The organism is Nitrospira marina (assembly GCF_059568365.1).
Genome location: NZ_JCANTH010000001.1, coordinates 4,366,755 through 4,393,728, shown reverse-complemented (window position 1 = coordinate 4,393,728; position 26,974 = coordinate 4,366,755). Strand labels below are relative to the sequence as shown.

28 protein-coding genes and 1 tRNA gene are annotated in these 26,974 nt (G+C 51.2%); 16 read left to right on the top strand and 13 right to left on the bottom strand.

The features are described from left to right. Positions 1-42: 42 nt before the first annotated feature. From LX98_RS19005 to rplT, 6 genes are all read left to right on the top strand, one after another. Complete coding sequence (locus LX98_RS19005; RefSeq protein ID WP_496430340.1) at positions 43-660, top strand: helix-turn-helix domain-containing protein; 618 nt, start codon at positions 43-45, stop codon at positions 658-660. A 79-nt stretch (positions 661-739) separates the two neighbouring features. Beyond that, a tRNA-Val gene (locus LX98_RS19000) sits at positions 740-814 on the top strand. A 119-nt stretch (positions 815-933) separates the two neighbouring features. Next, positions 934-2,877, top strand: coding sequence for a threonine--tRNA ligase (thrS, locus tag LX98_RS18995; RefSeq protein ID WP_496430339.1), 1,944 nt, complete (start codon positions 934-936; stop codon positions 2,875-2,877). Beyond that, entirely contained in the window at positions 2,874-3,392 is a 519-nt protein-coding gene (infC, locus tag LX98_RS18990; protein ID WP_376753393.1) for a translation initiation factor IF-3, read from the top strand. The genes thrS and infC overlap by 4 nt, the downstream gene beginning before the upstream one ends. A gap of 65 nt (positions 3,393-3,457) precedes the next feature. Continuing rightward, positions 3,458-3,652: a 50S ribosomal protein L35 gene (rpmI, locus tag LX98_RS18985; RefSeq protein WP_312647028.1), complete on the top strand. Its 195-nt coding sequence runs from the start codon at positions 3,458-3,460 to the stop codon at positions 3,650-3,652. Positions 3,653-3,679: 27 nt separating this feature from the next. Then, positions 3,680-4,048, top strand: a complete 369-nt coding sequence (gene rplT, locus LX98_RS18980; RefSeq protein WP_496430338.1) for a 50S ribosomal protein L20 — start codon at positions 3,680-3,682, stop codon at positions 4,046-4,048. On the opposite strand, the gene pheT is transcribed toward rplT, so the two are convergent. Genes pheT through larC form a run of 6 tightly spaced genes read right to left on the bottom strand, consistent with a single transcriptional unit; the run spans position 4,045 to position 11,721 of the window. Further along, positions 4,045-5,739, bottom strand: coding sequence for a phenylalanine--tRNA ligase subunit beta (pheT, locus tag LX98_RS18975; RefSeq protein ID WP_496430337.1), 1,695 nt, complete (start codon positions 5,737-5,739; stop codon positions 4,045-4,047). The two genes, rplT and pheT, sit on opposite strands and share 4 nt — an antisense overlap. Positions 5,740-5,748: 9 nt before the next feature. Then, positions 5,749-7,308 (bottom strand): phenylalanine--tRNA ligase subunit alpha, encoded by a 1,560-nt coding sequence (gene pheS, locus LX98_RS18970; protein WP_496430336.1) that lies wholly within the window; start codon positions 7,306-7,308, stop codon positions 5,749-5,751. Between the two features lie 8 nt (positions 7,309-7,316). After that, positions 7,317-7,991: a ribulose-phosphate 3-epimerase gene (gene rpe / locus LX98_RS18965; protein ID WP_496430632.1), complete on the bottom strand. Its 675-nt coding sequence runs from the start codon at positions 7,989-7,991 to the stop codon at positions 7,317-7,319. Positions 7,992-7,993: 2 nt separating this feature from the next. Then, complete coding sequence (gene rsmB / locus LX98_RS18960; protein WP_496430335.1) at positions 7,994-9,442, bottom strand: 16S rRNA (cytosine(967)-C(5))-methyltransferase RsmB; 1,449 nt, start codon at positions 9,440-9,442, stop codon at positions 7,994-7,996. 16 nt (positions 9,443-9,458) lie between these two features. Beyond that, entirely contained in the window at positions 9,459-10,484 is a 1,026-nt protein-coding gene (pdxA, locus tag LX98_RS18955; RefSeq protein WP_496430334.1) for a 4-hydroxythreonine-4-phosphate dehydrogenase PdxA, read from the bottom strand. A 7-nt stretch (positions 10,485-10,491) separates the two neighbouring features. Further along, positions 10,492-11,721 (bottom strand): nickel pincer cofactor biosynthesis protein LarC, encoded by a 1,230-nt coding sequence (gene larC / locus LX98_RS18950; protein ID WP_496430333.1) that lies wholly within the window; start codon positions 11,719-11,721, stop codon positions 10,492-10,494. Between the two features lie 410 nt (positions 11,722-12,131). Between larC and LX98_RS18945 the strand changes: the two genes are divergently transcribed. Together LX98_RS18945 and LX98_RS18940 are read left to right on the top strand one after the other, a co-directional pair. Further along, on the top strand, positions 12,132-12,590 hold the full coding sequence (locus LX98_RS18945) for a hypothetical protein (protein ID WP_496430332.1): 459 nt from the start codon (positions 12,132-12,134) through the stop codon (positions 12,588-12,590). A 457-nt stretch (positions 12,591-13,047) separates the two neighbouring features. Continuing rightward, positions 13,048-13,899: a hypothetical protein gene (locus LX98_RS18940; RefSeq protein WP_496430331.1), complete on the top strand. Its 852-nt coding sequence runs from the start codon at positions 13,048-13,050 to the stop codon at positions 13,897-13,899. Here the strand turns inward: LX98_RS18940 and larB are convergent. Next, complete coding sequence (larB, locus tag LX98_RS18935; RefSeq protein WP_496430330.1) at positions 13,871-14,635, bottom strand: nickel pincer cofactor biosynthesis protein LarB; 765 nt, start codon at positions 14,633-14,635, stop codon at positions 13,871-13,873. The genes LX98_RS18940 and larB overlap by 29 nt on opposite strands. After that, the gene (locus LX98_RS18930; RefSeq protein WP_312645687.1) at positions 14,632-15,699 is read right to left on the bottom strand and encodes an NAD(P)H-dependent glycerol-3-phosphate dehydrogenase; all 1,068 of its coding nucleotides are present in this window, start codon (positions 15,697-15,699) and stop codon (positions 14,632-14,634) included. Before LX98_RS18930 ends, larB begins: the two co-directional genes overlap by 4 nt. A gap of 283 nt (positions 15,700-15,982) precedes the next feature. Between LX98_RS18930 and LX98_RS18925 the strand changes: the two genes are divergently transcribed. Further along, positions 15,983-16,330: a hypothetical protein gene (locus tag LX98_RS18925; RefSeq protein ID WP_496430329.1), complete on the top strand. Its 348-nt coding sequence runs from the start codon at positions 15,983-15,985 to the stop codon at positions 16,328-16,330. Between the two features lie 36 nt (positions 16,331-16,366). Continuing rightward, entirely contained in the window at positions 16,367-16,489 is a 123-nt protein-coding gene (locus tag LX98_RS18920) for a hypothetical protein (protein ID WP_496430328.1), read from the top strand. On the opposite strand, the gene LX98_RS18915 is transcribed toward LX98_RS18920, so the two are convergent. The 3 genes from LX98_RS18915 to LX98_RS18905 all read right to left on the bottom strand — a co-directional run bounded on the left by LX98_RS18915 (position 16,479) and on the right by LX98_RS18905 (position 19,400). After that, positions 16,479-17,402 carry a peptidoglycan-binding protein gene (locus LX98_RS18915; RefSeq protein WP_496430327.1) on the bottom strand — a complete coding sequence of 308 codons (924 nt, stop codon included), beginning with the start codon at positions 17,400-17,402 and terminating at the stop codon, positions 16,479-16,481. The two genes, LX98_RS18920 and LX98_RS18915, sit on opposite strands and share 11 nt — an antisense overlap. Positions 17,403-17,653: 251 nt before the next feature. Next, positions 17,654-17,896, bottom strand: a complete 243-nt coding sequence (locus tag LX98_RS18910) for a hypothetical protein (protein WP_496430326.1) — start codon at positions 17,894-17,896, stop codon at positions 17,654-17,656. A 331-nt stretch (positions 17,897-18,227) separates the two neighbouring features. Beyond that, on the bottom strand, positions 18,228-19,400 hold the full coding sequence (locus LX98_RS18905) for a DUF2914 domain-containing protein (RefSeq protein ID WP_496430325.1): 1,173 nt from the start codon (positions 19,398-19,400) through the stop codon (positions 18,228-18,230). Between the two features lie 275 nt (positions 19,401-19,675). Here LX98_RS18905 and LX98_RS18900 point away from each other — a divergent pair, with 275 nt between their 5' ends. Further along, positions 19,676-19,948: a methyltransferase gene (locus LX98_RS18900; protein WP_496430324.1), complete on the top strand. Its 273-nt coding sequence runs from the start codon at positions 19,676-19,678 to the stop codon at positions 19,946-19,948. Positions 19,949-20,458: 510 nt separating this feature from the next. On the opposite strand, the gene LX98_RS18895 is transcribed toward LX98_RS18900, so the two are convergent. After that, complete coding sequence (locus LX98_RS18895) at positions 20,459-21,343, bottom strand: uroporphyrinogen-III synthase (protein WP_496430323.1); 885 nt, start codon at positions 21,341-21,343, stop codon at positions 20,459-20,461. A gap of 28 nt (positions 21,344-21,371) precedes the next feature. Beyond that, on the bottom strand, positions 21,372-22,235 hold the full coding sequence (locus LX98_RS18890) for an SUMF1/EgtB/PvdO family nonheme iron enzyme (RefSeq protein WP_496430322.1): 864 nt from the start codon (positions 22,233-22,235) through the stop codon (positions 21,372-21,374). Between the two features lie 382 nt (positions 22,236-22,617). Here LX98_RS18890 and LX98_RS18885 point away from each other — a divergent pair, with 382 nt between their 5' ends. From LX98_RS18885 to mpqE, 5 genes are all read left to right on the top strand, one after another. After that, positions 22,618-23,028 (top strand): VOC family protein, encoded by a 411-nt coding sequence (locus tag LX98_RS18885; RefSeq protein ID WP_496430321.1) that lies wholly within the window; start codon positions 22,618-22,620, stop codon positions 23,026-23,028. A gap of 72 nt (positions 23,029-23,100) precedes the next feature. Beyond that, positions 23,101-24,720 (top strand): MBL fold metallo-hydrolase, encoded by a 1,620-nt coding sequence (locus LX98_RS18880; RefSeq protein WP_496430320.1) that lies wholly within the window; start codon positions 23,101-23,103, stop codon positions 24,718-24,720. Between the two features lie 136 nt (positions 24,721-24,856). Continuing rightward, positions 24,857-25,582, top strand: coding sequence for a regulatory iron-sulfur-containing complex subunit RicT (gene ricT, locus LX98_RS18875; protein ID WP_496430319.1), 726 nt, complete (start codon positions 24,857-24,859; stop codon positions 25,580-25,582). 98 nt (positions 25,583-25,680) lie between these two features. Further along, positions 25,681-26,100 carry a hypothetical protein gene (locus tag LX98_RS18870; protein ID WP_312743029.1) on the top strand — a complete coding sequence of 140 codons (420 nt, stop codon included), beginning with the start codon at positions 25,681-25,683 and terminating at the stop codon, positions 26,098-26,100. A gap of 124 nt (positions 26,101-26,224) precedes the next feature. Continuing rightward, positions 26,225-26,974, top strand: a complete 750-nt coding sequence (gene mpqE, locus LX98_RS18865; protein ID WP_496430318.1) for a methyl-plastoquinone biosynthesis methyltransferase MpqE — start codon at positions 26,225-26,227, stop codon at positions 26,972-26,974.

Below are 26,974 nucleotides of genomic sequence, written 5' to 3'. Positions count from 1 at the left end.
ATAATCCTCGCTTGCATTTCACCTGACCCAAATAACGTGTCTTTGAACTCTTCTCACATACGGTTTGCTCTGTTAACCCAGGATCCCGATCTCAAGTCGCGGGTTCAAGGTCCTGACCTTCAGAACACCATTACGGTATTGGATGACTGCTCTTCCCTGGAAGCGGCCATGCGCTCTCAACAATTTACCGGCGTGATTCTGGATGAGTCCGGGAAGAAATTTTTTCCGGCCTTGTCGGCACTGAATGGCCAATTAAATTTGTCCAAGACGTTTATTTATGCCGGACCCTTGCCCGCCTGGAGCACCATGAATCAGATCCGGCAGGTTATGGGAGATCAACCATCGGAAGAGGGGGCTATCGATCCGAAAGATGTGAGCCTGGCCAGTTATGTGGAAAAAAAATTGGGGGATTTTGTTCGAGCGATGAATGTCGGCTCAGGGAAAAACCTTTATCCCACCTTAATGAGAGCTGTTGAACGGCCTTTGATTGAACTCGCCTTACGGGAAACGCATGGCAATCAGATTAAAGCGGCTCGTCTTCTTGGTCTTAATCGCAATACACTCAGGAAAAAGATTACAGAATTTCAAATCTCTGTCAATCAGTTAAAGCAATCTACTGCCGGAAAACGCAAAAAGACCGAATCGGATTCTTTGGAATAGTCTTTCCCTTTCCCCTTGAAAAATAAACCATTTCTTGACAAGACCGGCAATGCAGTCTAGCATATGGCCGGTAAGATATAGGCGCGTAGCTCAGGGGGAGAGCGCTACCTTGACACGGTAGAGGTCGGCGGTTCAATACCGCCCGCGCCTACCATTATCTTTCTCCAAAAAAGCCTGACAGGTTTCCATCTTCCTTATATTGAGGGGAATGGTGCCTTTTCTTGCGTTCATCACGGAATGTAGAGCCTTTCTTTATTAGGTGTTTTTACGCTAATGGAATCTATTCAGGTATCACTGCAAGGCGAAAGTAGCCAGGCTTTTCCCAAAGGGATCTCAGCCAAGGCGGCACTAGAGAAGCTAAAAGGAGCCCTACCACCTGAGGTGTTTGCCGTAAAGGCCAATGGCGTGGAAATAGACCTCCTGGGTTCCCTGGAGACCGATTCAATCTTGCAGCCATTAATGTTTGATTCCCCAGAAGGGAAAGAAATTTATCGGCACAGTAGTACGCATATTATGGCCCAAGCGGTGAAGGAATGCTTTCCTTCCGCCCAATTAACGATTGGTCCGGCCATCGAGGACGGTTTCTTTTATGACTTTGCCTTTGAGCGCCCATTCACGCCGGAAGATTTAGAAAAAATCGAAGCCAAGGCTTTGGAAATCATCAAACGGAATCTTTCGGTTTCAAGACGTGAGTTCTCCAAGGAAGAGGCCATTGAATTTTTTAAACATCGTGGTGAATTCTATAAGGTAGAGCTCATTCAAGGGTTTCCTGATGGAGAGCCGGTGTCTGCTTATACCCAAGGGGACTTCGTCGATCTCTGTCGTGGCCCCCATCTGCCGGCCACGGGCTATGTCAAAGCCTTTAAACTTTTGAATAGTGCAGGTGCCTATTGGCGAGGGGATGAACGAAATCCCATGTTGCAGCGGCTTTATGGCACATCCTTTCCCTCCAAAGAAGCCTTGCAGGCTCACCTGGACAATTTAGAGGAGATCAAACGCCGTGACCATAGAAAGCTCGGGAAAGACCTCGATTTATTTAGTATTCAGGACGAAACCGGACCCGGTCTTATTTTATGGCACCCCAAAGGGGCACAAATCCGTCTGCTGATTGAAAATTTTTGGCGGGAACAACATTTAGCCAATCAATATGAGTTGGTCTATTCGCCGCATGTTGCTCGGTTGGATTTATGGAAAACCAGCGGGCATGTGGACTTCTACAAAGAAAATATGTTCGCCTCCATGCCTGTCGAGTCCAGTGAATATCAGCTAAAGCCCATGAACTGCCCGTTTCATATCATGGTGTATAAATCACATTTGCGCAGTTATCGTGATCTGCCTATCCGCTACGGGGAATTGGGAACGGTTTACCGGTACGAACGTTCCGGAGTCCTGCATGGCCTGATGCGGGTTCGGGGATTTACCCAGGATGATGCCCATTTATTCTGCCGCCCTGACCAGTTGGGTGAAGAGGTCCAAAAGGTCCTGAAATTTATTACGAGTATGCTGGGGACTTTTGGATTTACGGAATTCAAGATGTTTCTCTCCACTCGGCCCGAAAAGGCTGTGGGGACGATCGATCAATGGGATCAAGCGACGCTGGCGCTGGAAACTGCCCTGAAAAACGGAGGCTATACATATCAGGAAGATCCGGGGGAAGGGGTCTTTTATGGGCCTAAAATTGATGTCAAAATTCAGGATGCCTTAGGCCGGTCATGGCAATGCTCAACAGTTCAGATTGATTTCAATAATCCCGAGAGGTTTGGCCTGACTTACGTGGGTGATGATGGTAAAACTCATCAACCCATCATGATTCACCGGGCCTTATTAGGATCAATAGAACGATTTTTCGGGATTCTCCTGGAGCATTTTGGGGGTGCCTTTCCGGCTTGGTTGGCCCCTGTTCAGGTTACGGTCCTCCCAATTTCAGAAAAACATCAAGGGTATGCTCAAGAGGTGGAAAAAAATCTTCGTCAGGAAGGCTGTCGTGTCGCCTTAGACTTGCGAAATGAAAAGATTGGCCTTAAAATCCGTGAGGCTGAAAAGGCAAAGATTCCTTTCATGATTGTCGTGGGGGATCGGGAAGCTGAAGCAAAGATGGTTGCAGTACGACAAAGGAACGGGAAAAATTTGGGAACGATGCCTATTATCGATTTGGTGACGCTGATTCGGGAAGATATGCCCGAGGCTGTTAGGAAGGGTTCTTTACTTTTCGAATGACTCGTCCGGTGACACCCAAACAACGTATTAATCATTTCATCAAAAATCCTGAAGTCCGGGTTATTGGTGCTGAAGGTGAACAACTTGGAATCCTGAAGACATCGGAGGCGATTCGGCAGGCGAGGGAAATTGGATATGATTTGGTGGAAGTGGCTCCTACCGCAGACCCTCCGGTCTGCCGTATTATGGATTATGGGAAATTTAAGTATGAACAGAGCAAAAAAGAACATCGCATGCGACTTAACCAGAAATCCACCCAGGTTAAGGAAGTTAAATTTCGGCCTCGGACAGACAAGCACGATATGGAGACGAAAGTCCGGCAAATACGGGACTTCCTGGAAGAAGGGAATAAGACCAAAGTTACGGTTATGTTCCGCGGTCGAGAAATGGCCAATCAAGAGCTTGGGTTCAAAGCGATTCAGAAGGTTATTGAGGAGTTAAAGGGCGCAGGAAATATTGAAAGCCCTCCTAGAATGGAAGGCCGGAATCTTTACATGGTGGTCGCGCCAAAATAATTGGCTAAGTTGAGGAAAACCGGCAATTTGCCGGTCGTTGAAAAGGAAAATAACCAATGGCAAAAATGAAACTAAAAAATCACTCAGGAGCCAGTAAGCGATTCAAACGATCCGGCTCCGGCAAGTGGATGCGGCGGAAGGCCGGAATGCGTCATATCCTCACTTCCAAGGCACCTGGAGTAAAATCTAGACTAAGCGGTCCAGCAGAGGTCAGAAAAGAAGACCGAACTTCACTGTCTCGATTGCTCCCCTATAAGTAACATTCCAAAATTTAAGGAGAACGTGTCATGCCAAGGGTAAAAGGTGGGCCACAAACTCGACAGCGCCGGAAAAAGCGGCTCAAACTGGCGAGTGGCCAATATGGAGGAAAAAGTAAGCTTTTCCGGACTGCCACCGAATCAGTTGATAAGGGGCAAGCATATGCGTATACCGGACGAAAACAGAGAAAACGTAATTTCCGGCAGCTCTGGGTTACCCGGATCAGCGCGGCTGTTCGCGCGCAAGGAGTCACCTACAGTCAGTTCATGAATGCGCTGAAGAAAGCCAATGTGTTATTAAATCGAAAAATGCTTTCAGAAATGGCGATTCACGATCCTCAAGGCTTTTCTCATCTTGTGTCCCTCACCAAGGGAGACGGACAACCCGTCACTGCCTAAGCTTCCCGCTTTCTGATCTCGAATTCAAACCCGGAAGTTGGCATATCGATTTGCCAGGCTTCGAGTACTTCCGGGTGAAACTCTCCGATATATCCCACCGCATATCCTTCACAACGGATTCGGCCAACTCGTCCCTCTAAAAATGAGGGATGAGTGACTGGTTCCAGTTCGTAGGGCCACGCCATGTAATACATCAATAAATCCAGATAGCTATGAATTTCTGAAAAATTCGCTCCCGAATTGGCGCTAATGGCGGCAATGGACAGGGTCGTCCGAGAACCCACATTGGCCTCCAAATCCAGTTGAGCCGTTTCTCCAACCTCAAAAAGTAGATGGGGATAAAACGCACGAGGTGATAGGGCTTCCACCCTAAGCAGACATGGTAAAATGGAAGGTCTCAGGCAGGCATAGGTTTGGGACATGACGTTGTCTACTTCTACCAGTCGCGCATATTCAGTGTCGGCAATCCGCATTCTGTCCACCAACTCCTGATGGGAAGCCATGATATTGGAAAAAATTTCCTGAAATCCAAATCCGACCATTAGATCCCGCATGCGATCGCTGGTTTGTTCTTCCATGGAGAGACTTCCAACGGTGAAGGTCTGTGGCATGATGGGAGAAAACGATTCATAGCCTCGGGTAATGGCCACATCTTCCGCGACATCCATCACATGCATGAAATCGTTTCGAAAAGCGGGTAAGGTGACGGATATGGACTGCCTGGTCGCTTTCACCTGGTATCCATAAGAAGCAAGGGCCTCCTGAATAGCCTCAGAACCGAGTGGCATTCCCAAGGCCTGTTCAATGGCCTCAATGGAAATCCGTTGCGATTGATTCATGCTCAGTGGGGTTTTAATGGTCGTGCCGAATTCAGTGTTGTAGGGATAGTTAATGTCCAGTGATTCGATGGTGGCCCCCCGATCGGCTAAATTGCAGGCAAAAATGTTCAAGGCCAAGACAACCATACTTAAATCGGTTCCGGTGACTTCCACGAGTAAGTCGGTGTCTCCTACCTGCACTTCACCAAGTTCCCGACTGTTGATAATGGGAGGAAAGGACAATACCTGTCCATCTGAATCCCAAAGAAGCGGCAACCGTTCGCATCCAGCGAGAATTGATCCATATTCCAGACCCTTGGGATGGACGGTGAGGATTTCCTGTGGGGTCATTTTTTCCTCAAATCCCAATGGCGTAAATCGAATCTCATCCGGTTTCACGAGGCCATACGTGACGGGAAAGGCAATGGCGGAGGCACGATAGAGGCCTATGGATACGGTTTCACGTTTTCGTCCAAAAGCGTCGGCTAATTTTTCCTGAGTTTGAATACACTGGTCGAGGCCATCCGGCGTCATGGCATATCCCAACGAGACGCAACCCGCGACATATGGTCGAACGGCTTCCATGCCCTGGGCCACTTGAATCCGCCGTTTTGCGCCCCTTTTTTCCGAAAAAAATGAGTATGGGGGCATCCCTTTATTCAGCACCGATCGAATTTGTCGGGCGATCCCTTCCACACACCATAAATCAGGCCGATTGGTATCTTGAAGTTCCACGCGCACTTCACCAGTCTCCTGTGAGACGTCTTTTACCTCCCCTTTCACATAGGGCATCCATTGTTCAAGGTCGGACATGGAGGCATCACGACTGACAAGTCCACAGAAATCTTTTTGGAAAATGGAAATGGTTGGCATGGGTCGTAGCTAAAAATGACGGCGCATATTGCGAACCGCTTCTAGATCGGAAGTGAATAAATCGCGAATATCTTGTATCCCAAGGGCGATCATGGCCATTCGATCCAGCCCGAGTCCCCATGCAATAACCGGAACTGTCACCCCTAAGGGTATGGTGACTTCAGAGCGGAAAAGTCCGGCGCCCCCCAGTTCCATCCATCCAAGTTTGGGATGACGGACATGCAATTCCACCGAGGGTTCGGTAAACGGGAAATAAGCCGGAAAAAATCGAATCTCTTTGGCTTGTGCCATTTCCCTGGCGAATAATTGCAGGAGTCCCAAGAGTGTTCGAAAATTGATATCAGAGCCGAGCACAATCCCTTCCACCTGAAAAAAGTCCGTGGCATGCGTGGCATCGACATTGTCATAACGAAAACACCGGGCGATAGAAAAAAATTTACCGGGAACAGGGGGATTTTGTGCCAATGTCCGAGCGGAAACGGCGGTGCCTTGGCTGCGGAGGACTAGGCGCTTCGCCCGCTCAGGGTCATACTCGTATTTCCACCCTTTCGATCCGCTCGTTCCCCCATCCCGGTGAACCTGGCCTACCCGGCTGAGAAATGGCTCTTGGATTTTCTTAGCCATCTTGGGTTTCTTGACAAAATACACATCATGAATGGCACGAGCAGGATGGAATTGAGGCATGAAAAGCGCGTCCATATCCCAAAATTCCGTCTCAATGAGTTCGCCACGCATTTCCTGAAACCCCATGCTCGTGAGCTTGTACTTCACGGTATCCAGAAATTCCCGATAAGAATGCCGTCTGCCGACCGCCAGGCGAGGAGGGCGAAGGTTGATGGAATATTTGCGAAAGGATACGTGACGCCAGGACCCGTCTTTTAAGAGTTCAGGGGTTAATTGAGAAATTTCCTGGGCAGCCCCTTCCCGTAAATGAGGCAGAAGATTCCGGCCCTCATCTGTCAGGACGTAGGTCCGTTCGGTATGATCATCGATGCGAAAGGGTTCTTGCGTATTGCCGCGTTTGACGGCGTATTGTCGAAGTAATGCCTGTTGATCGGATGCAAACGAATCCAGTGGGCGTGCACCTTCCTGAACCTGATTAAGCAGGCTTCGCAAGTCCCTCACGGTGTCGCTATCCCTACTGGTTAATTCCAACACTCCCCCTGCACCCATCTGAAGGACGCCTTCTTTTTTGAGAATCCCGATCGCCCGGCTTAGCTCGGAGGGTTGGAATTTCCCCGTGCCTTGAAGGTCCTTCACGGTAATTGAAGAGCCTTCACGAGCGGCACTCTTCACCGTCTGAAGAATCCACTCAAGCGGAGAAGAGTCGGGCTGGTAGTATTGGGCACCGATTGTGGTGAGGGAGACATACGTCGTCGTAATTTCGGACGTCTGGCTCACCAATTGTTTCGTAAGCAGCCACCCGACGGCCATACTGACTTGTGAAGGGGCTAGCTCTGTTTGGTTGGCAAGTTGAAGGTCTGAAAGTGGCTGAGGGGTTTTCCCCAGTTCACGGAGGACCTGAATTTCGAGAGGATGAAGGCTGTCGGTATTATTGGGAGAATTCATGGGCCCGATTAAACAATCACGGTCTGAGCCGCGGTTCGCATCTGCCGAATGGTTTCAGGAATATTCTTGCTGCCAAAAATGGCGGAACCGGCAACCAGAACATTCGCACCGGCCTGAATCACCGAGGCCACGTTGGTCGGGTTGATTCCCCCATCCACTTCCAAGTGGGCCGAACTGCGTGAATTATTCATCATGGTCCGGATCCGCCGGATCTTATCCAGGCTGGATAAGATAAATTGTTGGCCGCCAAATCCGGGATTCACAGACATCACCAGGACTAAATCCACGTCACCAAGAATTTCCTCAAGGGTAGCGACGGAGGTGGCCGGATTCAGGGACACTCCGGCTTTGACTTGTCGTTCCTTAATAGACTGCACCGTGCGGTGTAAATGAGGGCAGGCTTCGACATGCACGGTCAACAGGTCAGCTCCGGCATCGACGAATTCAGGGATAAAATCATCCGGGTTGGTCATCATCAGATGAACATCCAATGGCAAGGAGGTCACCTTGCGAAGCGCTTCAACCATGGGCGGACCAACCGTCAAATTGGGAACAAAATGGCCATCCATCACATCCACATGAATCCAATCCGCACCGGCGGCTTCTACCATCTGGACGGCTTCCGCGAGCCGGGCAAAGTCGGCAGAAAGAATAGAAGGAGAGATTAAAGGTGTGACTGGCATTGTCATTCAGATTTTTTCAACCGGCACGCAAAAAATCCGTCCATGTTCAACGTCTGAAAGGCCGTACACAAATGCCCAGGGTCAGTGATGAGTGATTGCCCCGTAACGGGCACCCAAGGTGTGACGGATTCCTGATAAAATTCAGGATGTTCCTGACAAAATCCGGAGATAATCTCTGTGGTCTCCTCCGGTTCGACTGAGCAGGCACTATAGACCAAGATTCCCCCTGGTCTCAAGAGGTCAGAGACTCGATTCAGAATCTCACGTTGAAGAGCCTTGGCATGTTGGATGGTCGATAACGATTTTATTAATTTTCCTTCCGGGTGTCGACGAAGAATACCCAGAGCAGAACAGGGGGCATCAAGCAGAATGCGGTCAAACGGTTGGGTTAGTATGGCAGGAACCGTGAGGCGGGTCGTTGAGACAAGGTTTGTCCTGTCGTGTCCGGATGTTGCAGTCAGATCGTGGTGAACAGGCTGAACAATGGAGATGCCCAGCCTGGCACAATTAGAAACGAGCCGATCTAACCGTCCCTGATGACGATCCAGTGCCACAATGGTCCCCTGGTTTTTCATCAATTGAGCCAGGTGCGTGGTTTTTCCTCCGGGAGCTGCACAGGCATCGAGTATCCGGTCGCCGGGCTGAGGGTCAAGGAGCAAGGGAATCAGTTGGGCGGCTTCGTCTTCCACGTAACACCAACCGTCCTTCAAGGCAGGTAATTGCCCAGGATTGCCACATTTGTCCAAGGTCAGGCCGACGGGGCTCACGGTCGTTTCCTGTGCAAGTATTCCTTCTGATTGGAGGCGGGCAAGCAAATCGGAACGGGAACACTGAAGAGTATTCGTTCGAATCGTTAACGGCGGAATGCCTATAGACTGTTGGCAAAGGTGTTCCGCTTGTGTGAGTCCGAAGGATTGTCGCCAGCGCTCAACTAACCAGGGTGGACACGCATATCGAATGAAGAGGGCCTGGGTGGCGTCGACTGCCGGATCGGGCATGGGCGGAACAGGTTGCCGGAGTAGATTGCGCAATACGGCATTCACGAAACCGGACCAATTGTGGCCTGGTTGTTTCCGGATGAGCTGAACGGCTTCATTCACCGCGGCGGAAGCCGGGATACGATCGAGATAGAGCAATTGATAGGCAGCCACCCGTAGCGTTGTGGCGACGGTCAGCGGCAGGCGGACCATGGGCTTGCGGGAGACCTGATCTAATCGCCAATCCAGAGTGAGGTAATGCCGCAAGACCCCATAGACCAACTCAAACGCCAGGTGCCGGTCGCGTTCGGCGACCACGAGGTCCTTAGTGATGTGATCGAACACGTCATCGCTGAAAGCCCGGGTGCGTTCAATTGTCTGCAAGGCAGCGGCAGCGATCTTTCTCGCACTCCAGGAGCGACCACTCGAAGACGCCGGTGGTTTGGCGGAGGATGTCGGTTGTCGCGCTCCCATCTTCACGCCTTGCCAATCATGGGGAATGTGTGGCCAACCTGGCAGCCATTTCAATGGCCTCAACAAGGCTCATGGGATCAGCCTTGCCTTGCCCGGCAATGTCATAGGCCGTGCCGTGGTCAACAGAGGTGCGAATGATCGGTAGACCCACCGTGATGTTCACGCAATGGCCGAAGGCCACCGTTTTAAGTGGAATCAATCCCTGGTCATGATATAAGGCGACAATGCCATCAAATGATCCTCGTACCGCCTTGCCGAACAAGGTATCCGCAGGATGAGGACCCGTGCAGGCAATGCCCTGTTTTTTGGCTTGCCGAATGGCTGGTCGAATGAGACGGCCTTCCTCGTCGCCAAACAGGCCATTCTCGCCGGCATGAGGGTTGAGGCCCGCCACGCCGATGCGCGGTTTCTGAATGTGGAACAAGCGGGTGAGTCCCTGATGAGCCAATCGAATGGCCCGGAGAATTGTGGTGGAGTTCAATACGTTCGGAACATCACGGAGAGCCAGATGTGTAGTCGCAAATAAAATTTTTAAGGGACCCCCGACTATCATCATCCCCGATTCTTTTGCTTTCGTCAGGTCCGCCAACATTTCGGTATGGCCTGGGTACGTGTGCCCTGCTAAATGCATCGCATGTTTATTAATGGGTGCCGTGACGATGCCCTGTACGCAACCGGCCTGGGCCAACCGGACGGCTGTTTGAATGCACCTGACTGCCATATCCCCGGACCGTGCCGTGACACGCCCAAGCCTGACCGGACGGATTGATCCGGAAAAGGGATCCAAGAACGGGAGAGAGCCCCGGCGGAACATTCGAGAATCGGAGGATGATTCGTGCCCGCTCACCGGCACAAGAACCAGTGAGGTCCCCAAGGATTGCGCGGTGTATTCCAGGATGGTCCGGCTGCCGATGACCAGGGGCCGACAGACTCGCCAGATTTTCGGCAACTGGAGAGCTTTCACAATGATTTCGGGACCGATCCCGGCAGGATCGCCCATGGTAATCGCCAAAAGCGGTTTGATCGGTTGCGTGGAAGCCATGAATGGATTACTTGCGCTCTGCCAATTTGGCAGGAGAAGTTTTGCGCGTGGATGGGGTTTTCGCACTGACATACGTCCGGCGTGCGAGGTCGATGATCGTTTGAACTGATTGCTTGGTGCGCTCAGCCAATGCGACACAATCACGATACTCGGGAGTGACCTTAGAACGGCCTTTTCCAAGACCGGCAATCTTCATGCGGACAGCCCCCCCCAACAGTCTAATTGTTTGGAAGGAGCGAGGTAGGATGGCTCGGTTCATTTCCTGGATCCGTATTCCCAGCGTCGAGGTTTCGGAAAATAGGATTGACTGCAGCGCCTGAAGATCCTGTGAGAACGCGATGACTGTCACAATCGTGCCGGGCCGACTCCGTTTCATGATGGTTGGAGTTAATGTGACATCAAGAGCTCCAGCCTCGAACAGGCGCTCCATGATCGCCTCGTACAATTGGGGATTCATATCATCAATGTTCGTCTCAAGCTGAAAAACGCGTTCGGTGTGATTCAAAGAGTCAGAATCTTGGCTACCAACAAATAAACGCAACACATTAGGCCAGCCATGAGGATTGGCCGTGCCTGCGCCATACCCCACTGTTTGTGGTGTTAAGGGTGGGAGCGGTTTACAATCCTGGGATAGAGTTTTAACTAACGCGATCCCGGTCGGTGTTGTGAATTCAATGGCCGGTCCATTGGAAAAAATGGGAATGCCCTGGGCCATGTGCGCCACCGCCGGTCCCGGCACCGGAAGCAGCCCATGCGCCGTGGAAATAGTACCGGCTCCCAGATTGATAGGTGAACATGACACCGTCGTGATGTTCAGATGCGCGAACCCCAGCAGGGTCCCGACAATATCCACCAGCGAATCGATTACGCCCACCTCATGAAAATGGACCTTATTCGGTTCTTGGCCATGCACCCTGCCTTCGGCTTCAGCCAGCAGTTGGAAGGTATGAAGGGCCTGCCTGCGAATTGTGTCGGAAAGGCGACTGTTCTTTAAAGTTTTTTTTATGGTGGCAAGTGATAAAGGCTTGGTGAACCCTTTGTGAATATCCACATCCACTTTGGTAGCCCGGATGCTGTTGCGGATCACCTGTTGCTCGCGCAGCCGATAGCCTTTGATGCCCAAAGATTTGAGGCCATTTTTCAGGGCAGACATGGGTACACCCGTGTCCACCAGGGCACCCAAAAACATGTCCCCGCTCACACCCGAAAATGCATCGATATGAAGATGTCTGGTCATGAAATTACACCTGAAAAAGTTCAAAGGCGAAACCGTAGCATATCAAAATCCTGAACGCGACGCTGAGTTGGTCATTGAGATGGGGACAAATTTTCTTGAAATTATCCGGGTTTCGCCCCGGCGCACGAGGTCCTTTTGTTACGGCAAAAGGACCCAAAACCATGTTGGCCCTGGCGTGGCCCTTCGGGTTCCTTGCGCGGTTCGCCAATTCCGGCGGCGGCGCAAACTCGCGGAGCCTGTCCTGAGTCTTCTCGAAGGGCTCAGACAATGCGCCCCCGTCTTTCCGGACTCGGCTGCACTGCTCGGCCACGCCAAAGGCCTAAGAGGCATAAACGAGGTTAAACAAAAAAACTTGTGGCGGACAAAAAAACTAGAAAAAAGATTATTTCTCATTTAAATGGCTTCCTAAAATGAAAAGTGGTGTATTGGAAATTACGGCGGCTAAGTTGGCTTTAGGGCTTCTAATTTCCACAGATTTGCCAGACTTGGCTACAATGGCTCTTGTAGAGGGGTATGATTCACCTTCTCTTCGGATATTGGCAGGCTTAAATAGGGCCTCTGATACCGATGAGGTCAATCTATTGAAAAAAGTCTTTCATGAGTTAGATGTGGAAATTCCGGAATCACGTGATGCAGTTCTTTATCTAGGCCGAGGTATTGCTGAACAAATTGTTCGACGCGAGATTTCAGCGTATGAAGGGGCGAAAAAAATCTGGGATCTTAGAGTGATATCACACGAAGAAAATATTCAGCTATTAGATCCCTTTATTTATTGGGCTGATGAATGGGATGAAAGACCCGATGATCAACCTTTATTCGAAAAAATGATTATGAGTGCGGCTCAAGATCTTCTTAGTGAATCCTCATGAAACCTGTAAAGGGAACCATCAAATAGTGGTAGAAACACTGTCTTATCCTGAATCAAGTGGGGTCTCGGGCCAGGAATCTTCAGGCTTGCCGAATCCGGCGGCAGCGCAAACTCGCGGAGCCTGCTCTGAGTCTTCTCGAATGGCTCAAACAGTGCGCCTCCGTCTTTCCGACCTCGGCTGCAAGGCTCAGCCAGGCCAAAGGCTAATGAAAAAATATTCAACAATTTTGGGATTTGATTGGTCTGAAGAGGAAATCTTTGGCACAATATGAAGGATGCCTTCAATAACGATCGCCTAAGGATCTGTGGCCTGGTTGGAGGTCTCACAGTTTTGAGAGATCCTTCGTTGTCCTCCGAATGACATGAGTTCCCAGGGGTTGCTTTATTCGGACATTTATCGGGATTCATCGACCATTACCTGACCGATGGAATTCACGTTTTTACACATAAGGAATCAGATGGCTCGTTTATTTAAAATTTCTCTGAAAACGCTGCAAATTTTTTGCTTCAGTCTCATTGTAAGTTTAGCCTTTTCCCAACAGGTTGATGCCAAACGAAAAAAAGGACCGGCAACTTCCCCCGTGAAAATTTCTGATGTGGTGGTTTCTCCTGATCCCTTTATTCTTGGGAAAAGTGGGTTGAAGTTGACCCTGCTCGTGGAGTTGCCGTCATCGTTACGGGGGGCCAATGTGCTGGAAGTCTCTGCCATGATTACGTCACCGACGCGGCGCTCCATGAGTTTTGTCGCACATCGTCTATTGGTGGACGAACTGGAGACGAAAGGAAAGAATCTCACCATTCCAGTGGAGCTGGTCTGGGATGGGAAAGATCAATACCATCAACTCGTTGCTGATGGCTCGTATTTTTATGAACTCCAGGCCAAGTTGATGGAGGATCAGGGAAATGGCCCCCGGACGAAGATTGTGTCACGGCGGGTTCACGGGACACTCGAAGCGTTGGCGTATGTGGGTGAAGTGTTGCCTCCCCTTCCTCCGGAACCAGATATTCCGGAAGAACTGGAAATTCTTCGTGAGGGAGAGAGTTCTGAAGAGAGTGGCTCAAACACGGACGAAGATTTGAAGTCTTCCGACGATCCGGTGCTTCCAGAGGAAGAGGCTCCCATGGATGCTGCGGGTGTTCTTCAACCGGAGGAAGCCGGTGGTTCCGAGGCCGATGTTCAAATCGGTGAACCGGACGAGAAAGACGAGAGCATAGTCCCTGAAATGGGAGAGCCGCTAACATCGGAATCATTGAGCGAGCCGATGCCTGAGTTACCTACGTCTAAGGAAGACCTTCCGCTTTCCCGTTAATATTGATGCGGTGGGCGAGACTGCCGGCTCCAAACCCGTTATCGATATTCACCACGCCGATTCCGGATGAGCAGGCATTCAGCATCGTTAAGAGAGGGGCAAGCCCGCCAAAATTTGCCCCGTAGCCCTGGCTGGTGGGCACGGCGACAATCGGGCGATCAACCAACCCTCCCACCACACTGGGTAAAACCCCATCCATTCCTGCGACGACGACGACGACTCGCGCCTGATGAAGGCTTTCCTGGCGATCCAAGAGCCGATGTAAGCCTGCGACGCCAACATCATAGAGTGTGTGCACCCGGCTTCCCATGACTTCGGCGGTGACTTTGGCTTCTTCGGCCACTGGGATGTCGGAGGTGCCGGCCGTAACAACAAGAATTAAACCCTGCTTGTCACGCTTGTGATCGGAAAGAGAGACCATTCTGGCCATTTCATGGTACACCGCCTTGCGGGCCAATCGCTTGAGACTGCGCGCATTAGCGGGCGAGACTCGTGTCGCAAGGAACGGTCCGCCGGCCTTTAACAATTTTCGAGCGATGGCTGTAATTTGTGCGGGTGTTTTTCCTTCGCATAGGATCACTTCGGGAAAACCCTGTCGGAGCGACCGGTGATGATCCACTGAGGCAAACCCGAGATCTTCAAACGGGAGGGTGCGGAGCTGTCGAATGGCCTGGGGGACAGAAACGTGTCCGTCTTGAACCTGTTGAAGCAAGGCCGCTAACCGGTCATGATTCATGAATGAGCCCTGGGACCAAAGGTCGCGGTACTGGCGGAAAACAGGCCATCGGTTTCGCCTTTCGCTAATCGCGACATGAGATCTGTCACTATATGCCGGGGATTACGCCCTTCAAACAACATTTGAAACACGCCGCGCACAATGGGCATATCCACGTGATAACGTTCGGCCAGTGCCATGGCAGCCCGGCTGGTGGGAACGCCTTCAGCCACGGTTCTGGTGGTTGTGCGTAACGTGGTCATATTCGCCCCCTTGGCCAACTGCATGCCCACTTGGTAATTCCGGCTCAACGTCCCGGTGCAGGTGAGCACCAGATCTCCCAACCCCGATAGCCCATAAAAGGTGGCGACATCGGCGCCCATCGCCCGGCCCAACCGGATCATTTCGGCCAGTCCTCTGGTGATTAAGGCCGCTCTCGCGTTAGATCCGAGGTCCAGCCCATCCACCACACCAGCGCCGATGGCCATGACATTTTTTAAGGCTCCGCCCAGTTGCGCACCGATCATATCCCGTCCGGCATACACGCGAAACTGTGGAGTGATGAAGGCTTGTTGCAGACCATTGACCAGATTGAAATCCCGCCCGGCGAGTAAAATGGTCGTGGGTTTCCAACGGCTCACTTCTGATGCAAAGCTGGGCCCGGAAAGAATGGTGATGAACGGATGCCAGACGGCGGGGAGATGACTTTCGACCACCTGACTCATTAATTGCAGGGTGCCTTCCTCAATGCCCTTGGTGGCAATGATGATGGGAAGAGGTTCCTTTAATAACAGGTTGAGTTGCTTCACCATATTGGCCATGGCATGTGAGGGTGCCGCGAGCAGGATGACATCCGTGCCCTGCACGCAATCCGGAAGACTGATCGTGGCCTGGATGGAATTAGGTAAGACCACCTCCGGGAGATACCAGGAATTTTCTCTGGTGCGTTGGATGGTCTCGGCGACCTCAGGTTCATGTGCCCATAAGCGGATGCTGAATCCTTTGGTGGCCAGTAGGTGGGCCAAAGCCGTTCCCCAGGCTCCGGCGCCAATCACAGAGAGGACCCGAAAGGAAGAGGGTGTCACGTTGTCTCCTGACAAAGATGATTCATGAATGATGGTGGAGTTGGTGCATGGGCCAAAGGGGCAAAGGGATGTATCGGGAGAGAGACGTGCACCAGTTTGAGGGAACGAATGAGGATCGATGTTGGGATTGAATCGTGATCTAGTGAGAAATTATAAAAATGACGTGGGAGGTGAGTCAAATCATTTTGCGGGACCAGCCTGGACGAATCGATGGAAATTGGGCAAGATAGAGAAATCCAATGATCGCGAGACATGATTCATCTTAACAGAAATCAGGTGCTGTGTGAGTGAAACCAAGCCGTGCCCTTCCTGTGGCTATGATCTCCCCCGCCAAGGACGGTTCTGTCCAAAATGCGGGAATCGGGTGGATCGAAAGCAGGTGGAGGATTCCAAGCAGGAGCCACTCAACCTTCGTATTCTCTATATCATGGTGGGCCTTCTCATCCTGGCGGTCTTATTCCCTCCTTGGCAAACGCCACCGGGACAGCCTCCGGAATTTTTAGGGTTTCACTTTATTACCTCTCCCCCCACGGAGGGGGCTCAACGCAGTCCCATACTCCAAAACATTCAACTCTTCACGATTGCCGTGGCTGGGCTGTACTTCTCCTGGGCGTTTAGGGGCAAAGGCTAACCAGAGCCTTTCTCTCATCCGGTGAGGAGGTTCTTCATGAGTGTGACTTCTGAGGATACGGGATATCGCGTTTATCTGGCCCCCGATTCCTACAACATCCCATGTCCTATTCCTGTGAGCATCACGATTGACCCCGGATTACAGCGCGTTACTTGGTGACTTGCAGGATTTCCTGAATGGCCTCAGACTTTTGCATCCGGAGAATCTGGTAGATTTTGGGACCATCTTCCAGGACGTATTGTCGGTCTTCGGCTTGCACCTTGGCGCACGGTCCCGGTTTGTTTTGCAAAGAAAGAAAACGGGTGACAAGTGGGGGATTCCGTGAGATCCGTAAAATACTCACGGCACAGGCTTCCCCATCATAGGGTGCCGACACGATGTTGGCGTCATCCCATTCCTGAATATCATAAACATGAGTATGCACTTTGAGTTGGGGCACATTCGCATTGACCAGGGATGCGGTCGAGTCGATACACCGTTTAAATTCTTTCATACAGGTGATGCGCGAGGTTTGCAGGACCTCGTCGGTATTGCCTTCCTTGAGCATCCAGGAACCTTGGATTTCCACCCATTGTCCCCATTCCTGATCGTGAAAGGTCTGTGGGGGAAGGAATGGGACCACACGATTTAAAAGACGATCATCTTCTGTGAGATGTTTCAGTGTTGGAAAGTCGAGGTCCCCGGTCTGAGAGAGCCCTGAATGTTTCTGATAGGCTTTCAAGGCCTGTTTAGTAGCTTGGTCGAGAATTCCTGTATAGGGTCCGACTCCATATCCAAAGCGTCCGAGGAAAATCTGTACTCCGGTCATCAACGTACGAAATTCATCCGGCTTTTTCCGTAACGCCTCCAATTCTTCCTGACCTTTCTTGTCTAACGACATTTTTGCAGGGTCCGTTTGTGCCGATTGAGGGGATGGGGGCGATGAAGATTCAGAAGATTTTTTTGGGGAGTGGGGTGTGTTCAGCTCTTCGCCCGAGGCAAAGCCGGAGCCATTGGAAAAAAGGACTGTCCCGATACCCACGAATACATACAGAGCCATCAATCCGACTAAATTACCGGTGTGTTGCGACATATCACATTCCCTTCTAAGAAACTAAAAAGCAGAACATCTGTGTGGTGTTCAATCAATACCTGTGGAGATCAGGATCATTCCAGGTGGAGTTCGTGGAGTCAAGAGCTGCAGCCTGCTCGTCCATTGAGAGGTGAGCGGTGGTCCGCAAAAAGGTGAGATGGAAAAATGATGGAACGAGTGGAGATGAGGGAGACCGACAAAAGACTTGTTAAGAGGACCCCTGTTCTGATTGACGGCAGAACAGATTGACCCTACCAAAACGCCGGATGGAGCATGCCCCATCCGGCGTAATGTCCGCACACTGGGAAAATTACCGTTTCTTCGTGGCAGCTTTTTTCTTGGCTGGAGCCTTTTTCTTGGCTGGAGCCTTTTTCTTGGCTGGAGCTTTTTTCTTGGCTGGAGCCTTTTTCTTGGCTGGTGCTTTCTTCTTTGTGGCCAAAACACTCACCCCCTTTCAAATGAGATGCGACGTCGAAGCCGCAGTGATAGCTCACTCCTACGATAGCAGTGAGTCTGTGAATAATAGGAACCCTTGAGCCCGTTATTAGTGTAGGACGTCACGCGAAAAATTTATCGGCGCTATCGTTCTGCAATGCCAAGCGATGTTCGGGAGCGAAATTGAAGAGGGAATGATGTAAGCAAGAAGTGTTTCGATAGTTGTGCATGATGATATTGAATCTATACTACAACGTCTAAGCAATTAATTCCAGGAGTTTTTTAATTTTTTTTGTCGTGATGGATCCGACGCAATACGTCTGTCAGAAATCATGTCGGCGTGACGAAACATAACCTCATAAACATGCACGAGGAAAGAAGGAAAATTATTCACTGTGTGATGGTCGTCAGTTCATGGGACGGTGAATAATTTGCTTCGGCTGAGAACGCCATACGCCCGATGAGTTGGCCGTCTTCCGTCTCCACATTCACCCGCCATTCCCCAGGCTGGATCCGCTGTTTCATAGTGTACATGCGATAGCCATGCTCTCTTCCTCCGGTGATGGAAATGGGAATGCGATCTGTGGTGATGAATTCAGCTGACTTGGTGAGTGGTCTCCATTCCCAGTGGTGATAGATGGTGGTATGCAAGGTGATCGGAGCAAACACGGATGAAAAGCTATAGACGGGTGTGTCCGTTCCGACACGGTCATCGGACCGTTTCCACACAGCGTACCAGGGACCATCTTCATAGGTGAGCAGGTATTCATTCTGTTGTTTTTCGATGTGATGATAGATGCCTCCGGACTTGAGGGAGAGGGGAATGGGAGGAATCCAATTTAAAAAATATAACGTGGTGCACAGACCCACCAGGGCAAAAGCCGGAAAACAAATGCTCAAGGAAGCCCTGATAGGAAGGTTGGGAATGCCGCGGAGGGTGAGCCTGACGGTTTCCCATACGACGGCTAAGGTGATAAGGGCACCGGTTAAAAAGACCGCCGCATTCATCCAGCCCGTCAGGACAGGGAGGAAAAAGGTCATAAAGCTTAAGGTGACGATGGCAAAGAGACCCATCAGCATTTTGAGACTGGAATATCGTTTGGAAAGAAATTCATTGGCGACGAGCAATCCGACAATGATTCCTAAAAAGATGGCGGAGGTGGACCATGATGCACTTTGGGAATAGAGGATGGCATAGGCACTGAACAGCCCACCTAATAGGAATTGCATGGCTTTGCAAAAATGGGGACGGGCCCGATGCATCAGGCTCAGGACATTCCAGCCGGGTATGTCCGGTGTTGAGGGAACCAGTCCCAGTTGAAATCGTCCGGTGAGGATAATGAGAGTGCCCAGAAGCGTGATGTAGAGAAGGATAATCAGATTATCCAGCAATCGATCGATGCGTGTTAACGTGAGGGTATCATAGGTCACGCCGGCGAAAAAAAAGACGGCCGGGAGAATGGGTTTGAGGAATGTCGAGTGCCATTGCATCATTGTCTGGGCCAATGTCGCCGTGAGAGACGCGGTATACGTCGAAGACAATTTGTGAGTCGTGAGATTCATTGTACCCCTTCCTTCAAAATCCTCGGAAGATTGATGGGATTTCTTAAAGGGGGGGCGAAACGCTTCGGAAGCTTGTATTAGCTGGTTATGAATTAAGACAATGGGAATGCATCGCCTTCCGCTCTTTTTCTGACGCTGGTCGGAATCCAATTTGTCCTTATCGGGTTGTTCGCCTTCACCGGGCCACTGTGGCCTCCAGGCTGGAGCATGCGAGCCATACTTGCTGGTGGCGGGTGGTTGGCCTCTGGGGGTTGAGGACCATGGGACTTTGACAGGTGAGGGTATTCCCGGAAGTCCCTGGCCAGGGGACACTCATTGTCTTCGGCCCTTACCGCTGGATCAGGCACCCCATGTATACCAGCCTCTTGTTGGTGACCTTGGCTTGGACTCTGGGAAGTCCGCTTTCTTACCGTATGCTGTTGTGGGTGGGATTATTGGTGACCTTATCGGTCAAACTCCGTTACGAAGAGCGCCTCTTGATGAATCGATTCCCTGAATATGAGGCTTACCGCCATCGAACCAAGTGCCTCATTCCTTTTGTGTGGTAAAGCCGGTCGGGTTGGTGGTCAAAGAGTGATTGGTCGGGGCGTGTTATTCCATTTATTATTCTTTCAAAATATTTTCCGACAGGTTCCAGCCCATCCTTCTACTCACTGGCATGACTAGCACGTACGAGCGTTGCCGGGGTTCGTCCCGACAGCCGAGGTCTTGCTTGGCGCATCCCGTAGGGTGCAACATTTGTTGGTCGAGCAAAAAGACCCAAAACCAGTGACGCCCCGTCCCGTCTTATTAAGATGGGACGGACGCGAACCTGAGGAGGGCGGCCTAACTCGCTGCGCTCAAACAAAGCCCGCCGGTTCGTAAGAGCGTCCGACCCAAGGACCGAACGGCAGGCTTCAGTTGGCGGTGAGTGGTCACCAAAACAAAGGGAGGCTTTGGAGGTAATGGGAATCACAATAGACCGCCGAGCTTCAATACCCAAACTCCTCAATTCAACTGAACCCGCATTTAGAAATTCGCAAGGAGGAGAGAGAAGGTCCGATGCGTTCGCGGGAGGATCAGGTCGAGGTTTTATCCCTCATTGGCGGGGGGTTCTTCGTGGTCAGGATGGTGTGAACGGCCTGGGAGGCCTCTTTGACCAGGATCCCCATTTTGGGGTGGGAAGGTTCGAGGTCGACGGGGAAACCATAGTGACGTAACCGTTCGCTTGCCAGATGGCCAATAGAGGCGACCATCATGCGGTGAAGCGCTTTTCTAAAAAGGTTAATCTTCTCGTCCTTTTCTAACACCTTGATGAGATGTTCAACTTGGATGGCGTTGGTGATCAACAAAACCGGTATGACCCCATCCATAACTTCCTGAAGCAGATGTTTCAGGGGTGCCAGATCCTCAGGTAAGGTCCAACGATAGACGGGTACCGGTCGAACTTTTGCTCCCCGTTCCCTCAGGCCTTCCAGAAATTTTGGGTTACTGACCCCATATTCCTGCACTGCGATCCGTAAGCCCTGGAGCCCATCCGGGTAGGATGCATCCAGAGCGACGAGAGTATCTTTCCAGGTATTGGGTTCAGGGACCAGAATGTTCGGCTGAAGTCCAAGCTCTTTTAATACCAGGGCTGGTTTGGGACCCCGCACGACGAGCACCGTGTTGCGCAAGGCGGCAATGATCGCCTCGCGAGTATGCCGGGTTTGTACAACATCCAGCAGAGTCCGAAATCCTACACCGGTGAGTAGAACCAGTAGGTCGACCTGACCTGCCAGCAAGGCATCGCCACATTCCAGCGCTTGCGGATTGTCCGATAGTGGGAGTTCCCTCATTGACGGGGCGACAATAGGCACACCTCCGTGCCGGATAATCAGCCGTTCCATTTCCGTGGCCATCCGGCTTTCAAGAGCCCCTACCCGGAGCCCTTGAAAGCCGACATTGAGTTGTTCACCGCTCATGGTGGTACCTTACAGAGGGGTGAAAAATTTATTGGCCTGATGGAGCAGGCACATCCTGGGCGCATCGAAATCCAGTGGAATTATTGCGGTCCGTTGGAAGACTTTTGATCCTCGTAAAAATTCGTACCTGTGGGGTTTCCCCCTGCCAGCCTGAACTCCGCAATACTTTATATTGGCCGGTTTCGGGTCCTGGGGGATTCCGGGCAGGGCTTTTGGCATAATAGTCCGCTTCGTACCAGTCGGCCACCCATTCCCAGACATTACCCGCCACATCATAGATGCCATAGGGGCTTTTGCCTTTTTCATAAATACCCACCTGGGTTAATGTGGCCTCTCCCCGCCACGATTGATTAAAGTTCAAATGTTCCAGCGTGGGTTCGACGTCACCCCAAGGAAATCGCCAGTCGTTGGGTCCTTTTGCTGCTTTTTCCCACTCGGCTTCGGTAGGAAGGCGTTTGCCGGCCCAGTGGCAATAGGCTTCGGCATCCTTCCAGTCCACGTTGATGACCGGAAGGTCGGTGACCGACTCGGGCATCATATTTCCTTTCCACAGTCCTTTCTTTTGATCCGTGGGATGTTGGGGAGTCCGGTGTCCGGTTTCAGTCACGAATTGAAGATAACGCCCATTGGTGAGTTCGTACTTATCCATATAAAAACTACTTACAAACACGTCATGATTCGGCCGTTCATCAAGTCCCCCGTCCCGGGCCGCCTTGGGCACACCCATGGGAAAGACTCCTTCAGGAATCAAGACCATCGGGGCGCCGTCTTTTCCCACAATTTTCTGCGGAGGCTCAGAAGCGCTAACCGTACCGGAAATTGCAGCGATGAGTAATAGGCCCGTCCATATTCCAACACACGCTACCCGTCGATTCCACATACTTCCTACCATTTTATCCTCCAATTTTTTCTGGCAATCCCACAATTTATTAATGATTCGATTACTAAAATACCATAATTCCGGTTGATCATGAATGTTAGGTCAAAGGTTTCGGAGGTAAAGTTGAACCATGTGGCCACACTTAGACTTCATAGGGTCGGCTTTGGCGTCGTCAGAATGCCGTTGACTATTCCTCCTGTTTTCATCGTGAACCGTTGGGTCGACAGGTGGGATCCTAAAGACATACAGATAATGGTGCGATTTTTAACAGACCTTAGGGTTCTTTGACGTTCGTTCGGCAACTTGCTCCATCCCGGGGTCCTGGGTATGATGCCTTTCTTCGAAATACTCGTGGGCGATGTGGTCTCACTCTTCATCCATTGACGAAATTAAGATGCAGGAAAAAAGAAAAACCCTCGGACTTCGCCATTTGGCCTTACGGGTGCGGGATGTTCAGGCATCCCAACGGTTTTATGAACGACTTTTTGATATGAAAGTTGTGTGGCAGCCAGATCCCGGGAATGTCTACCTCAGTACGGGCTATGATAATCTCGCACTGCATCAAGTGACTTCTGAAGAGTTGAGCCAATTTAACCTCTCCCAGGTTCACCCGTTGGATCATTTGGGGTTTTTAATGGATTCTCCGGCAAGTGTGGAGGCGCTATTTTCGGAAGCCACAACACAGGGCCATACGATTGTGAAACCTTTGAAGCAACATCGCGACGGCAGTTATTCGTTTTATCTTTCGGATCCGGATCAGAATACGATTCAGGTGTTGTTTGAACCCTCAATCCAATTGCGATAGAGCAGGGTCGAACCCTCGTGGTTCCTTCCCTTCGCAGTATACGAGACAGTTCTCTCTCCCTCTCATCTTGCCATGAATCCTTGGACGACCATTGATCCCTCGCAGCATGTTGGACTGTACCCGTGGGTCTGGGTTCAGTTGGAGAGCACCGAACCGCCCGGACCTTTCCCGTTTTTGGGCGGGGTGGAACCGGAAGTCGTCAGTAGTCTTCATCAGGTGCATGAGATCATGATGAGCGGTATCGAGACCGCCATCAGCGACATCATGGCCCAACGTGCTTCCGTGGATGACCCTCAACTATCCCGTCGTTTGGAGGACGCCTATGCGGAAGTGGTGCAATCTCGTCCTCCCCTACAACGACATATTCAGTGCGGACGGAAATCCGATGGGACTTTTCACTGGGACTATCCCAAAAATCCCACAGCTTCGGCCAAGATGACGTATGGAGGGTTGCGGATTTTTAACTCCGTCACGCGGCAAGCGATCCCCTTCGGGTTTGAGCGGCCAATCGGGCCGAACGTGGGGCATTTCCTTGGTTTTTTTACTGGCCGGCATACGATGGGGGAGATTCAAGCGGTGGCCCAGGCCGGCGGGCGAGATCTTGAACGGCAATTGGCGCAGTTATTCACCTTATTGAAAGACCATGATTGTCTGGCCATCGCTCCCAACACCTCCCTTGAGGCACATTGGCGTAAAGTCACGAGGGATCAGGATGTGGTGCATCTAGGCCATGCGGCTTTGATGTATCGACACCAGGATAATTTTTTATGGTTTGATCCTTGGCTCATGCCATGGTTCGCGGAGTCTCCTGTCCCGTCTCTGTGGGCAAACCTGCTTCCGCGCCCGGCTGGAATTTTTCTCACCCACGACCATGACGACCATGTCGATCCTCGCACTTTGTACCATTTGCCTAAAGATGTGCCGATCTTTGTGCCGAGTCGACGCAACCGGAAGGCGCTACATTTTGATTATCTGTCCCTTCTCAGAGAGTTAGGTTTTTCGCAGGTCAAAGAGTTGGCTCATGGGGAAAGTTGGCGTATAGGGGACGCCCAGGTAGTATCCGTGCCGTTTTTCGGTGAAGATCCATGTGATGTGGAACTTCCGCGAAATTGTTATTTGGTGGCGGACCGGGGGCGGAACACGCTGGTGCATGCCGATAGCGGGCCGACCAATGATGGCCGCTCGGCTTTGCAAGACAAAGTCATGGCAAACCTCGTGTCAAAATATGGTCCGATTCCATTGGTTTTTGCCTCGCAACAACAACTCAAAGAAGTCCGGAGTTATGCGGCATATGCCTGTCTCTCTCCTCCGGGAACCTGGTTGGAGGTGGGAGAAAACGGCTTTTTGACCAATGCCTATTTAGCCGAGTTGTGTCGAACGGCCCAAGCCAAACTCTTTGTCTCCTATGCGACAGGGGGTGCGGATTGGTATCCCGATCATTTATCCTTTATGTTCAGTGGGCGTAATCCGGCCCGTACGGCCTTGCTCACCGCGAATTGGGATCCTCCTGAAAGTCTGAAGCAGGAACTGGAACCGTTTGGCTGTCGCTATCATTTCGGCCAGGCGTTTGATGTGTTTGGAGCCGGCCCCAACGGGGAAACCCTGGTGTCTCATCTGGCGGATCAACTGACACCAATCGGTTTATACCAGTTGGATCATGCCCCTCCTCCCTTTCTGCGAAAACCTCGATAGCCGGTGTGAGCCGGGAACGGGTTAGAGTACCCAGGTTTGAGCCTCCAAGATTCCTGCTTGGCCTCTTCCGGCAAGTCCGGTATGATTGACCCTCACGCCTACAGTATTCCTTGGTAGCAAAGGGAGGCAATGATTCATGGTGCAGGATTCTGAAGATCAAAACGAATATATAGAAGAAGTTGCGGTGGTCGGTGTCAAAGTACGGGATCTGGGAGAGGTAAAAAAAACCCGGACCGATGATCATACCGTGAAGGTCGGTGATTGGGTGTTGTTGGATTTAGACAACGACCATACCTTTGGCAAAGTTTATCTCCCTCCTCAATTCCTCCCGTTTACCCCGCCGATGCGGGTGATGCGGCAGATTATTCGTAAAGCCACTGAAGAAGATGAACGCCAGATTGCGCGCCAGCTGCGTTTGGCCCAAGAGGGTGAGGAGTTTTGCCAGGAACGGATTGCCGAATTGGGTTTGGGCATGACGTTAGTGGAAGTGTTTGGCTCATTTGCCCAGCGATCACTCACCTTCACCTATACGGCCGATGATCGGATTGATTTTCGCCAACTGGTCAAAGATCTGGCCAGGCGATTTGGATGTCGAATTGAGATGCGCCAGATTTCAAGCCGTGAGGAAGCCGCTCGACTGAGTGGCGTCGATACCTGCGGATTGGTGCTCTGTTGCTCCACCTTTTTAACCGATTTTAAGCCCGTCTATCCTCGCGGTCGGGCTGACGCACCCATGAATGGCATGGATAGTCATCGGATCGGGGTGTGTGGTCGGATGAAATGCTGCTTGTTATATGAGGAAGAGGGTTGGACCCTCACTCGACGCAAACCACAGCCTTTAATTCGTCCCACAAGACGGTAATTCTATGGTAGTCACAAACGTTGGTTGTGAGTTAGGGGCTGCTGAGCCACATCCGCAAGCTGGAGTGGTTTCCTTCATAAGTGGAGAAATGACGCGCCATGGGGGGTAAGCCACGATTCGTCATTTATGCGCATAATGCGACCTACGATAAGCTCCATCAAGTGGCCACGCTGGGATTAACGGCTTCCGCGATGGGGAAAGACGTGATGGTGGTGCTGTTGTTCTGGACCATCAAAAAGCTGGCGGAAGGCCGGTTAAATGAATTGGATTTTCCTCCGGAATATGCCGCCCAGGCCCCAGAAGTGGCCCGATTGATCCGTGAACGCAAAGTTCCGCTCATTTCGGACATGTTCGAGGAAGCCCGTCAGGTTGGCCAGTTCAAATTAATTGCCTGTAGTGCGGGACTTGAGTATATGGGAGTCGATGCCAAGGCGGTCACTCAAGGGGTCGATGAAGTAATGGGCTTGCCTGCAATTATTTCTGCCTGCTCCGGTGCGGAAACCACCCTATTTATTTAATTCCCTCTCCGGTTTTTCCCCGCAATGTGTTGGCAGGCTTTGATTGTTCACTCCAGTATCCTAAAGGGTTAAATTCTTGACAAAACTGAAGATCGGGTGCTAGGTCCTTGGGGTGGTTCCTGTCATGAATAAAATCGACATCCCTGGCAAAGCGGCGTCCACATGGACCGGTCCGGCTCGGGAGCAGGCCGTCCAGCGAATGTTCACGGCCATTGCCAAATTTTATGACCTGAATAATTCTCTTTTGAGTTTTGGTCTGCACCATTCCTGGAAACGCAAGGCGATTTCCTACATACCTGACATCCCTGGGACACGAGCCTTGGATTTGGGCGCGGGAACGTGTGACCTTGCTATCTTGGTGGATCAACATCTTCGCTATACAAGTCAAATAATCGCAGCGGATTTAAATTTAGCCATGTTGCGAGTGGGACAGAATAAAGTCCGGTCTCAGAGCTTGGCCAACCGTATTACCTGTTTGCAGATGAATGCGGAGCATCTCACCTTTCCGTCTGCCACATTTGATACGGTGACGGCCGGATTTTGTATTCGCAACGTCGGGAGTCTTCCCCAAGCTCTCTCGGAAATCTGCCGGGTATTGCAACCGGGGGGTCGCTTTGTGTGCTTGGAATTTTCCCGTCCTGTTTCAGCCGGCCTGCGCAAGCTTTACGACTGGTACTCCTTTCATTTGCTCCCCTGGATCGGCACCAAGGTGGCTCGCGATGGTACGGGGGTGTATGAATATCTGCCGGCATCAATACGCAATTTTCCGGACCAAAATCGGCTTGCCCAATTACTAAAGGAAGCCGGGTTTCAATCCGTGGACTATCACAATCTGACCGGTGGAATAGTCGCCATTCATGTGGCGGTGAAATAG